The organism is Nostoc sp. (assembly GCF_036919495.1).
Lineage (GTDB): Bacteria > Cyanobacteriota > Cyanobacteriia > Cyanobacteriales > Nostocaceae > Nostoc.
Genome location: NZ_JBALBZ010000135.1, coordinates 1 through 9,863, shown reverse-complemented (window position 1 = coordinate 9,863; position 9,863 = coordinate 1). Strand labels below are relative to the sequence as shown.

Annotated in this window: 12 protein-coding genes; 8 read left to right on the top strand and 4 right to left on the bottom strand. The window is 43.4% G+C overall.

Features of this window, described 5'->3' with window-relative positions; genetic code table 11:
• Positions 1-55: 55 nt before the first annotated feature.
• Positions 56-211: a hypothetical protein gene (locus tag V7K25_RS19070; RefSeq protein WP_335160075.1), complete on the bottom strand. Its 156-nt coding sequence runs from the start codon at positions 209-211 to the stop codon at positions 56-58.
• A gap of 312 nt (positions 212-523) precedes the next feature.
• Positions 524-1,351: a carbohydrate ABC transporter permease gene (locus V7K25_RS19065; protein ID WP_335160074.1), complete on the bottom strand. Its 828-nt coding sequence runs from the start codon at positions 1,349-1,351 to the stop codon at positions 524-526.
• 178 nt (positions 1,352-1,529) lie between these two features.
• Between V7K25_RS19065 and V7K25_RS19060 the strand changes: the two genes are divergently transcribed.
• The 5 genes from V7K25_RS19060 to folE all read left to right on the top strand — a co-directional run bounded on the left by V7K25_RS19060 (position 1,530) and on the right by folE (position 6,424).
• Positions 1,530-2,228, top strand: a complete 699-nt coding sequence (locus tag V7K25_RS19060; protein ID WP_335160073.1) for an aldehyde oxygenase (deformylating) — start codon at positions 1,530-1,532, stop codon at positions 2,226-2,228.
• Positions 2,229-2,379: 151 nt separating this feature from the next.
• Positions 2,380-3,399: a long-chain acyl-[acyl-carrier-protein] reductase gene (locus V7K25_RS19055; RefSeq protein WP_335160077.1), complete on the top strand. Its 1,020-nt coding sequence runs from the start codon at positions 2,380-2,382 to the stop codon at positions 3,397-3,399.
• Positions 3,400-3,519: 120 nt separating this feature from the next.
• A complete protein-coding gene (locus V7K25_RS19050) occupies positions 3,520-4,500 on the top strand; it encodes an acetyl-CoA carboxylase carboxyltransferase subunit alpha (RefSeq protein WP_109010959.1) in 981 nt (326 codons plus the stop codon).
• Between the two features lie 358 nt (positions 4,501-4,858).
• Complete coding sequence (locus V7K25_RS19045; RefSeq protein ID WP_335160072.1) at positions 4,859-5,584, top strand: SDR family oxidoreductase; 726 nt, start codon at positions 4,859-4,861, stop codon at positions 5,582-5,584.
• Positions 5,585-5,716: 132 nt separating this feature from the next.
• Complete coding sequence (gene folE, locus V7K25_RS19040) at positions 5,717-6,424, top strand: GTP cyclohydrolase I FolE (RefSeq protein WP_335160071.1); 708 nt, start codon at positions 5,717-5,719, stop codon at positions 6,422-6,424.
• Positions 6,425-6,520: 96 nt separating this feature from the next.
• Here the strand turns inward: folE and V7K25_RS19035 are convergent, their stop codons facing one another.
• The gene (locus tag V7K25_RS19035; RefSeq protein WP_335160070.1) at positions 6,521-7,153 is read right to left on the bottom strand and encodes a phosphoribosylanthranilate isomerase; all 633 of its coding nucleotides are present in this window, start codon (positions 7,151-7,153) and stop codon (positions 6,521-6,523) included.
• Positions 7,154-7,264: 111 nt separating this feature from the next.
• On the opposite strand from V7K25_RS19035, the gene psaK reads away from it, so the two are divergent.
• Complete coding sequence (gene psaK / locus V7K25_RS19030; RefSeq protein WP_322676531.1) at positions 7,265-7,519, top strand: photosystem I reaction center subunit PsaK; 255 nt, start codon at positions 7,265-7,267, stop codon at positions 7,517-7,519.
• 538 nt (positions 7,520-8,057) lie between these two features.
• On the top strand, positions 8,058-9,254 hold the full coding sequence (locus V7K25_RS19025; RefSeq protein WP_335160069.1) for a site-2 protease family protein: 1,197 nt from the start codon (positions 8,058-8,060) through the stop codon (positions 9,252-9,254).
• A gap of 20 nt (positions 9,255-9,274) precedes the next feature.
• Here the strand turns inward: V7K25_RS19025 and V7K25_RS19020 are convergent, their stop codons facing one another.
• On the bottom strand, positions 9,275-9,397 hold the full coding sequence (locus V7K25_RS19020; RefSeq protein WP_335160068.1) for a hypothetical protein: 123 nt from the start codon (positions 9,395-9,397) through the stop codon (positions 9,275-9,277).
• 314 nt (positions 9,398-9,711) lie between these two features.
• Here V7K25_RS19020 and V7K25_RS19015 point away from each other — a divergent pair.
• Positions 9,712-9,863: GTPase (locus tag V7K25_RS19015; RefSeq protein ID WP_335160076.1), on the top strand; the 152-nt coding region annotated here is incomplete at its 3' end.

Sequence of the window (9,863 nt, the reverse complement as noted above, 5' to 3'; positions counted from 1 at the left end):
TATGGCTTTCGTAACTTTAGCAATTTTAGATTACGCAGTTTATTAAACTGGCATTTTAGTATTGATTCTCCATAAAACTAGCGGAAGAACCAGAATTATTAGTTAAAGTAACATCATGATTAATTTGGGCTATAGCAGAGTTTGTAGACAAAACTACTGCACCACTTATTGCAATTCCTAGACCTTTAACCCAGTACAAAAAATTGCTCATACTTGATATCTCACCTTTCTAAAGAAGTAACAGTTGCTGTACAGGTAGCAAAGCTTTAGCAATTGGAAGTAATGTACATCAAAATCGGTAATCAGCTTTTTATTTTTTATCAGAGTTTATAGAGTTTAACTTTTGCACACAATTAATAAAGATTTGGCACACAACAATGTTCTGTCTCAATGCAGAATATGTATTTCATTACAATCTTTTAAATCCCTCCCTTTTCATCCCGCCTCAGAATCAAATTTCCTTATTTTTGTGTGTGGGTGTTGAGGATGATGGAAAAAGCAATTGCACCACATCTGAAGATTGCTAATTCTTAATCCCTGTCGCAGCAATACCTTGAATAAACTGACGCTGACCGATGAGAAATAATACCATCACTGGAACAGTCGCTATTGTCACCGCCGCCATCATCAACGGCCAATTATTCGTAAATTGCTCTTGAAACTCAGCCAACGCCAGTTGCACCGTCCTTAATTCTGGTCGCGTCGTAAACACCAAAGGCTTAAACAAATCATTCCATTCACCGATGAAGGTGAACAAAAACAGCGTCACCAACGCCGGACGGGCTAAAGGTAACATCACCCGCCACAAAATTTGCAGTCGGTTCGCCCCATCTATCGCTGCGGCTTCCTCCAACTCCACCGGAATTGTCTGGAAATACTGACGTAACAAGAAAATTCCAAACCCGTTGACAGCAGTGGGTAAAATCAGCGCCCAGTATGTATTTATCAGGTGTCCCCACTTCAAAACCAAAAAGATGGGAATCACCAATAACTGAAAGGGAATTACTAAAGTTGCTAAAACTACCAAAAGCAGTGCTTGGCGTCCCCGAAACTTCAGCCGTGCTAGGGCGTAACCCGCCAAAGCGGAAGTGACAATCTGAAACGCCGTCACAGCGATCGCTACCAAGGTAGAATTAGCAAACGCCAGTAAAAATTTTCCCTGTTGCCATGCAACCCGGTAATTAGCTAAAGACCAGCTATTTTTGGACAAATTTTCTGGGCTGCTGGCTGTCGGTGCAAAGGAGGTTAGAAAGACCACAAACAGAGGTAGTAGAACGAGAAATGCCCCTAGCAGCAACACTACTAGGCTCACAAAATCGCCAGATTTCAGATTCGGGTTTGGTTTGAACATAACTTGAGCTGCGAAGCACTTGTTTCGCTAGTACTACAGCATTGCCCCCAGCAACAATTAATGTATAAAGATAGTCTACTTGTTAAGTTAAATTAAACCACAGTGATTATTACCCTCAGTTCATGGGGTAAATTGAATCCTGGTGTCAAATAATTAGGTTTACAGGAGTAAAGATACCATGCAGCAGCTTACAGACCAATCTAAAGAATTAGATTTCAAGAGCGAAACATACAAAGATGCTTATAGCCGGATTAATGCGATCGTGATTGAAGGCGAACAAGAAGCCCATGAGAATTACATCACACTAGCCCAACTGCTGCCAGAATCTCATGATGAATTGATTCGCCTATCTAAGATGGAAAGTCGTCATAAGAAAGGATTTGAAGCTTGTGGGCGCAATTTACAAGTAACCCCAGATTTGCAATTTGCTAAAGAATTTTTCTCTGGACTACACCAAAATTTCCAAACAGCAGCCGCAGAAGGAAAGGTTGTTACTTGCTTGTTGATTCAGTCTTTAATTATTGAATGTTTTGCGATCGCAGCATATAACATCTACATCCCCGTTGCCGACGATTTTGCCCGTAAAATTACTGAAGGAGTAGTCAAAGAAGAATATAGCCACCTCAACTTTGGAGAAGTTTGGTTGAAAGAACACTTTACAGAAGCCAAAGCTGAACTTGAACTTGCAAATCGCCAGAACCTACCCATCGTCTGGAGAATGCTCAACCAAGTAGAGGGTGATGCCCACACAATGGCAATGGAAAAAGATGCTTTGGTAGAAGACTTTATGATTCAGTATGGTGAAGCATTAAGTAACATCGGTTTTACAACTCGCGATATTATGCGCCTGTCAGCTTACGGACTCATAGCTGCTTAAAAAACAGTTAGGAGCAAAGCCGGAGACGCTTCGCCTCCGGTGAGGAATGCTCAGTGAGAAATTAGGAGTTGAACTCCCAACTCCTAACTCCCAACTCCCAACTCTACTAAATTCCACCCTTTCGAGACAGCATAAGCCTAATAATCACTACATGTTTGGTCTAATTGGACATCTGACTAGTTTGGAACACGCTCAATCGGTAGCTCAAGAATTGGGATACCCAGAATATGCCGATCAAGGGCTAGACTTTTGGTGTAGCGCCCCACCGCAAATTGTTGATAGCATTATTGTCACCAGTATAACTGGGCAACAAATTGAAGGACGGTATGTAGAATCTTGCTTTTTGCCAGAGATGCTAGCTAGTCGCCGCATCAAAGCCGCAACACGCAAAATCCTCAACGCTATGGCTCATGCACAAAAGCACGGCATTAACATCACAGCTTTAGGCGGATTTTCCTCAATTATTTTTGAAAACTTTAAGTTAGAGCAGTTTAGCCAAGTCCGCAACATTAAACTAGAGTTTGAACGGTTCACCACAGGAAACACTCATACTGCCTACATTATTTGTAAGCAGGTGGAAGAAGCCTCCAAACAACTGGGAATTGATTTATCAAAAGCAACTGTTGCTATATGTGGAGCAACTGGAGATATTGGCAGTGCAGTTACACGTTGGTTAGATGCAAAAACAGATGTTCAAGAACTTCTGCTGATAGCCCGCGATCAAGAACGTCTCAAAGAATTGCAAGGCGAACTAGGGCGGGGAAAAATCATGGGTTTGACAGAAGCACTACCCCTAGCTGATGTTGTAGTTTGGGTTGCTAGTATGCCCAAAGGCGTGGAAATTGAACCCACTACTTTGAAACAACCCTGTTTGTTGATTGATGGTGGTTATCCTAAAAACTTAGCAACAAAAATTCAGTATCCTGGTGTACATGTGTTAAATGGTGGAATTGTAGAGCATTCCCTGGATATTGACTGGAAAATTATGAAAATCGTCAATATGGACGTGCCAGCCCGCCAGTTGTTTGCTTGTTTTGCCGAATCAATGCTGCTGGAATTTGAGAAGTTATACACGAACTTTTCATGGGGACGGAATCAGATTACCGTAGAAAAAATGGAGCAGATTGGTCGGGTATCAGTAAAACATGGATTTAGACCACTGCTGGTTTAGTCATTTGTCCTTGGTCATTAGTCATTTGTTATTTGCAAAGGATAAAGGACAAAGGACAGAGGACAAAAGATAAAAGACAAAGGATAGATAACTCATAACTCGTAATTGATAACCCCTACGATGGCAACTACCGAGCGTAAACCGCTACTGTTAGATTTTGAAAAGCCCCTAGCAGAACTAGCAACCCGAATCGATCAAATTCGGCAACTTGCAGAGGAAAATGGCGTCGATGTTTCTGGTCAAATTCGTCAACTAGAAGCACGCGCCATGCAACTGCGTGAGGAAATTTTCAGTAGTCTATCCCCATCTCAACGATTGCAAGTCGCTCGTCATCCGCGTCGCCCCAGTACTCTCGATTACATTCAGGCTATTAGTGATGAATGGATGGAGTTGCATGGCGATCGCTGTGGTGGTGACGATCCGGCTTTAGTTGGTGGTGTCGGTCGTCTGTGTGGGCAACCTGTGGTGATGTTGGGTCATCAAAAAGGTCGTGATACCAAAGACAATATTGCCCGTAACTTTGGAATGCCTTACCCTGGCGGCTACCGCAAAGCAATGCGGTTAATGGAACACGCCAACAAGTTTAGTATGCCAATACTAACTTTTATCGACACCCCAGGAGCTTGGTCTGGGGTAGAAGCAGAACATCAAGGTCAAGGAGAAGCGATCGCCTACAACTTGCGAGAAATGTTTTGCTTAGATGTACCAATTATCTGCACAGTTATTGGTGAAGGCGGTTCCGGTGGCGCACTTGGTATTGGTGTAGGCGATCGTCTACTCATGTTTGAACACTCAGTTTATACCGTCGCCACTCCCGAAGCCTGCGCCGCCATTCTGTGGAAAGATGCTGCTAAGGCTCCCCAAGCAGCTGTTGCTCTAAAAATTATTTCCCACGACCTGAAAAAGTTAGGAATTATCGACCAAATACTGCCTGAACCCACTGGCGGCGCTCATTCCGATCCTTTAAAAGCCGCTACCATTCTCAAGCAAGTGCTGTTAGAAAATTTGGACGAACTCAATCGTTTAACGGCTCCAGAACGCCGTCAACTGCGCTATGAAAAATTCCGCAAAATTGGCGTTTTTACAGAAGTTGCCCACTAACAACCCTGCATAATAATTGATTAGCAAAGCAGCAATGCTATAATTGCCTATGTGCTTAAAGATTTTTAACAATCTAGCCATAGGCATTTGCATGTTTGCTAAATCTACTCAATTTGATTGAGTAGCTTTTGTGTTATCAAGTAATCTAATTTGTGTATCCGGCGTGGTTTTCCAGGCGACCACTTGTTGTCTTCACTGGTAAAACCCACAATATACCTACTATTGCACTGGATCATAGCAGTTGCTTAATGGAAATAATCAGATTTTTAGATCCCTTTAATCTATCTAAACCGAGAAGTGTGAATAATTGGGTGGTAATAGAGTTTGGGAACTGCTAAAAAATTGGGAGACACCATGAATGAGTGTTGAGCAAAAACGACGCGCCCTGATTACTGGGGCAAGTAGTGGAATTGGGAAAGCAACGGCTTTAGCTTTTGCAAAAGCGGGAATAGATGTCGCCTTAGTCAGCCGTTCTTTGGATAAATTGGAGGCGGTAAGAGAAGCTGTAGAGCATACTGGGGTGGAAGCGAAAGCTTACGTTGTAGATTTAGCGCGGATCTTGGAAGTAAAAGAAAAGATCCAAGCGATCGCCCTTGACTTTGGCGATATAGACATTCTGATAAACAATGCAGGCCTTGCCTATACAGGCACCTTAACCGAAACCCCCCTAGAGGACTGGCAGCAGGTAATTGACTTAAATCTTACCAGCGTGTTTCAGTGCATTGTGGGGATTTTGCCTTCAATGCGCGATCGGGGCACAGGCACAATTATCAACGTTGCCTCAATTGCCGCCAAGCAGCCGTTTCCCGGTTGGGGAGCATACAGCGTCAGCAAAGCTGGTTTGATAGCCCTCTCTCAAACCCTGGCACAAGAAGAACGCACCCACGGCATTCGTGTTACAGCTATCTGTCCCGGCGCAGTCAATACCGAACTTTGGGATACAGAAAAAGTCCATGCCAACTTCGACCGTTCCAAAATGTTAACCCCAGAAATTGTCGCTCAGTCAATTCTCTACACAGTTCTCTTACCACAACAGGCAGTTATTGATGAATTGACCTTGATGCCCAGTGCTGGCGCACTCTAATTGCGAAGTTAGGAGTTAGAAGTTAGGAGTTAGGAATTAGAATTTTTAACTCCTAACTTCTAACTTTTGTACAGATGCGATTAATCGCGTCTGTACTCATAACTAAATTCAAACCATAACCAAGACTTAATCATGACTATTGCTAGTTCCAACGGTTCTAATTTCTCTCAATCGCCTTTAATTCCCGATTTGTCAGAAGCCATAACTCCTAGACCCGATCGCAACACCCACAACGGGCAACAAGCGGATGTGTCCCCGCCAAAAGAGGAACATCTGGAGGAAATGAAGGACGCCGTGCGGACACTAATATTGGGAGTTGGCGAAGACCCTGAACGCGAAGGACTCCTCAAAACACCCAAGCGAGTGGCCGAGGCAATGCGGTTTCTTACCAGTGGCTATACCCAATCCCTTGAAGAACTCGTTAACGATGCCATCTTTGATGAAGGACACAACGAGATGGTACTAGTTAGAGATATTAATTTCTTTAGTCTGTGCGAACACCACATGCTGCCATTTATGGGTAGAGCACACGTTGCTTATATTCCCAACCAAAAAGTTGTGGGACTAAGTAAGCTAGCCCGCATTGTTGAGATGTATTCTCGTCGCTTGCAAGTACAAGAGAGACTAACCCGCCAAATTGCCGAAGCAATCCAGACCATTCTGGAACCTCAAGGGGTAGCGGTTGTGATGGAAGCTAGCCACATGTGTATGGTGATGCGGGGCGTTCAAAAACCAGGTTCTTGGACTGTTACTAGCGCAATGGTTGGTGCGTTCCAAGAGGAGCACAAAACCCGCGAAGAATTTTTTAATTTGATTCGCCATCAAGCAGCATTCTTTTAGGGAATGGAGAATGGGGAAGAAGCAGAGGGGTAGGGAGCAGGGAGCAGAGGGGAAATAGATAATTAATTTTTATTCTTCCCCTGCTTTCCTCACTCCCTATTCCCTACTCCCCAATTTCTCAAACAACTTGGCTACTTTATCTAAATCTTTGTCTCCAGGTGCGCGTTCTACACCACTAGATAAATCAACACCACTGGGATTAACCTGACTCAGGGCTTCGATAATATTATCTGCTGTTAGTCCCCCAGCTAAAAACCAAGGACAATTAGGGTTAAATTGCTCTAGCATTGTCCAATCTAAGGTTTTGCCTGTACCACCCAGTTGTTCGGGATGGTAGGCATCAAGTAGTAAAGTATCTACGTATTGTGTGTAATCAGCCGCTCTGTCAAGATGCTCAAGACTACGAATTCGCAGTGCTTTAAGAATTTCGACATTGGGTAAAGCTTGACGTAATTGGTAGCAAAAATCTGGTAATTCATCCCCGTGTAACTGGACACCAGTCAACCCAGAATCAACAACTATCTGCCTGATTTCGAGGATACTAGCGTTGGCAAAAACACCAATTGTGTCAATATTAGCCGGGAGTTCTGCTACTGCTGCTTGAATTTGAGATGTAGTTACGTAGCGAGGTGAGGTTGGCACACAGATAAATCCTAGTGCCGTTGCGCCTAGAGAGGCGATCGCTATAGACTGCTGTGGTTGAGTGATGCCGCAAATTTTAACGCGCATGAAAATTGAACAAATCTAAAATAATTATCAAGAAAGTCTAAACTATTGGCAAAACTTTTGTGCCTTGGTAATTTTATAATTTTGTAGGTCTACATTTTAGGAGACAAAAGCTTGATTTCATCTATTTTACTAGCAGCCCAGGCAACTGTTCCCGCAACACCTGCGTGGAATCCTACAGTCGGCATCATCATCAGCATCAGCAGCTTAGTAATTGTTTTGCTAAGTACTAGGATCGAAAAACCCTTAGTTGGCCCCAAGTTCCCCATCCTGCCGATTAGTATTCCAACATTCGTTGCAGCGATGGCTTTTGGTCATATTATCGGCGTTGGCATCGTTTTAGGACTGACTAACATCGGTCGTCTATAGTTTTGCGATGATCGCGGCGTTGCTTGTAACGCCGCAATCAATACAAAACTCCTAAAAACGATTTTGGTTTTTTCTCCAGCAAAATAACTCATGAGCATTAGCCAGTCAGCCTCCGTGTAGTCCCTCTAACTGAGGGGGGAGCTATTAACCTTCCCCTTGAGAGACGATTCCAACTACTTCATCAACGGAGGATTTATATGGCTTTAGAAACGGGATTAATCCCCTCTCTAAGGCTTATGTAAGTTAATTTATGCAGGAGAAAGAACCATGATGTCATCAACATCAATTTTTCCATCGAACACACTCAAGATGATGGACAGGGGAGTAAGGAAGAAATAACCTATGCCCCATGCCCAATTCCCAATGCCCAATGCCCCACTTCAGAGCTTTGCTCACAGGCATTAATTGTCTATTCTAGAAATAAGAGCATTTCGTAACTCGGCACTATCGAATTGATGCTCAGAAATATATGTATAAGTATATACGCAAGTATTGCAGTATAGAAACTACTGGCGATATCTAGTTTTAGGACAATGTAATGCAAACAAATTGGAAAATTGGGTCTTTATTTGGAATTCCCCTGTTTTTAGACCCGTTATGGTTTGTGATTTTAGGGTTGGCAACTCTTAACTTTGGGGTAGCTTATCAGGAATGGGGGCCTGTTATAGCTTGGAGTGCTGGAATAGTTATGGCACTGCTGCTATTTGGTTCGGTGTTGCTACATGAGTTGGGTCACAGCTTGGTAGCCCGATCGCAAGGCATTAAAGTTAATTCAATTACCTTATTTCTGTTTGGCGGGATTGCTGCTATTGAAGAAGAATCTAAAACTCCTTTCAAAGCCTTTCAAGTAGCGATCGCTGGGCCTATGGTGAGTATCGGACTATTTTTACTGCTCCAGGTTGGAACTATAGTGATACCTGATACTAGTCCACTCAGTGTCATGGTTGGAGATTTAGCGAGAATAAACTTGGTGGTAGCTCTATTTAACCTAATTCCTGGCTTACCTTTAGATGGAGGGCAAGTGTTAAAAGCAGCACTATGGCAAATAACAGGTAATCGTTTTCAAGCCGTACACTGGGCTGCAAAGGCTGGGCAAATTTTGGGTTACAGTGCGATCGCTTTAGGATTTGTTGTAGATTTTTTGACAAGAGAGTTAGTAACTGGTTTGTGGATTGCGCTGTTAGGTTGGTTTGCTGTCCGCAACGCTAACAGTTATGACAACGTAACGACATTGCAAGAAAGCCTACTCAAAGTCGTGGCGGCTGATGCGATGACTCGTGACTTTCGGGTAGTTGATGCTGACCAGACATTGCGATCGTTTGCCGATTTATACCTATTGGAAACCGTTCCCTCACAGGTTTATTTTGCTGCTTCTGATGGACGTTACCGGGGTCTAGTTTCCATTGACGATTTCCGTTTAACCCAAAGGAGTGAATGGGAAACCCAAACCTTACATAGCATTGTGCATCCCTTGCCAGAAATACCCACTGTTGCTGAAGCAACAACGATAGCTGAGGTAATTAACAAGCTGGAAAATGAGCAGTTACCTCGAATTACCGTGCTGTCTCCGGCTGGTGCTGTCGCTGGTGTAATTGACCGGGGAGATATTGTAAGGGCGTTGGCACAAAAGTTAAATTTGCGGGTCACAGATGCTGAAATTAAACGGATCAAGGAAGAAGGAAGTTATTCGCCTGGGTTGCAACTAGCAGCACTAGCGAAGTCAATGACAAATTAACGTCTCGGCTTCCCTCGACGTTAAAACTGAGCGAAGCCGTTGGTGTGGTTACTAACTTCTACTGAGCGCAGTCGAAGTGCAGCCTCTGGTAGAGAAGTTTTAACCGTCATACCCTTGTCATAGATTTGCAATAGATTTGTCAAAAGCTTGTGTGATAGTGAAATTGGTATTTGGTTACAAAATGCTTTTTTTGGGTAAAAGGTAGGATTTCCTACCTTTTTTATTTTTTAAATTAATGTGAGTAAATTAATGTGAGTTCAATAAAGCTCTCCCTGCCTTGAACTAAAGTTCAAGTCTTTCCCTCTCCGACTCGGAGAGGGACGGTTTTATGTAGTAAAACCAGGGTGAGGTTTCTTTGACATCGCCTCAGATGATTAGAAAGTTATTAAAACTTCCAGTTTAAAGCGAGTAAAATGTAAGTACGTGATATACTACGTCTCTCACTTACCCTGGTTTTATGGCACTGCCAATTGTTGCAATTATCGGACGCCCAAATGTGGGCAAATCCACCCTGGTTAATCGACTCGCCGGGGAACAAACGGCGATTGTCCATGATGAACCGGGAGTGACACGCGATCGCACTTATCTACCAGCTTTCTGGAATGGTCG

Excerpts from the sequence above, each read along its gene's own strand:
- V7K25_RS19070 (WP_335160075.1), bottom strand. The coding sequence starts at position 211 with ATGAGCAATTTTTTGTACTGGGTTAAAGGTCTAGGAATTGCAATAAGT.
- V7K25_RS19065 (WP_335160074.1), bottom strand. The coding sequence starts at position 1,351 with ATGTTCAAACCAAACCCGAATCTGAAATCTGGCGATTTTGTGAGCCTA.
- V7K25_RS19060 (WP_335160073.1), top strand. The coding sequence starts at position 1,530 with ATGCAGCAGCTTACAGACCAATCTAAAGAATTAGATTTCAAGAGCGAA.
- V7K25_RS19055 (WP_335160077.1), top strand. The coding sequence starts at position 2,380 with ATGTTTGGTCTAATTGGACATCTGACTAGTTTGGAACACGCTCAATCG.
- V7K25_RS19050 (WP_109010959.1), top strand. The coding sequence starts at position 3,520 with ATGGCAACTACCGAGCGTAAACCGCTACTGTTAGATTTTGAAAAGCCC.
- V7K25_RS19045 (WP_335160072.1), top strand. The coding sequence starts at position 4,859 with ATGAGTGTTGAGCAAAAACGACGCGCCCTGATTACTGGGGCAAGTAGT.
- folE (WP_335160071.1), top strand. The coding sequence starts at position 5,717 with ATGACTATTGCTAGTTCCAACGGTTCTAATTTCTCTCAATCGCCTTTA.
- V7K25_RS19035 (WP_335160070.1), bottom strand. The coding sequence starts at position 7,153 with ATGCGCGTTAAAATTTGCGGCATCACTCAACCACAGCAGTCTATAGCG.
- V7K25_RS19025 (WP_335160069.1), top strand. The coding sequence starts at position 8,058 with ATGCAAACAAATTGGAAAATTGGGTCTTTATTTGGAATTCCCCTGTTT.